The following is a 426-nucleotide window of genomic DNA, read 5'->3' on the forward strand; positions in this document are numbered from 1 at the left end:
CCGCACCATCGACAACCTTCTGGAAGAGCGGCGCTTGCAAAAACAGTTGGCCGATTACGACTTCGATCTCTAATCGATCCAACGATAAACAGAAGCCTCCCTTGCGGAGGCTTTTTTCTGACTGGATGTAAATGTGAGGCCGGCCTACACCAGGCCGTTACGCTGGGCCAGCTCGATCAAGTCCACCAGCGAGCGGGCGTTGAGCTTTAGCAGCAAGCGGGTCTTGTAGGTGCTCACAGTCTTGTTGCTCAGGAACATGCCATCGGCGATCTCCTTGTTGGTCTTGCCGCGGGCCAACTGCTGCAACACCATCATCTCCCGGCCGGACAGGCGCTCGACCATGTCCGCTTCGCTGGCGTTACCCATTGTGGAGCGCACCGAGTTCAACGCCTGGTTGGGGAAGTAGCTGTACCCGCACAGCACCGC

2 protein-coding genes are annotated in these 426 nt (G+C 58.0%); one reads left to right on the forward strand and one right to left on the reverse strand.

All coding sequences use genetic code 11. The features are described 5' to 3' along the window. Positions 1-7: 7 nt before the first annotated feature. The gene (locus tag E4T82_RS13320) at positions 8-73 is read left to right on the forward strand and encodes a PA3496 family putative envelope integrity protein (RefSeq protein WP_432422582.1); all 66 of its coding nucleotides are present in this window, start codon (positions 8-10) and stop codon (positions 71-73) included. A 71-nt stretch (positions 74-144) separates the two neighbouring features. On the opposite strand, the gene E4T82_RS12130 is transcribed toward E4T82_RS13320, so the two are convergent. Continuing rightward, positions 145-426, reverse strand: a 282-nt coding sequence (locus E4T82_RS12130) for a response regulator transcription factor (protein ID WP_135182991.1), incomplete at its 5' end; no start/stop codon positions are given.

The sequence above is a fragment of the Streptococcus cuniculi genome (genome assembly GCF_004570575.1).
Classification (GTDB): Bacteria; Bacillota; Bacilli; order Lactobacillales; family Streptococcaceae; genus Streptococcus; species Streptococcus cuniculi_A.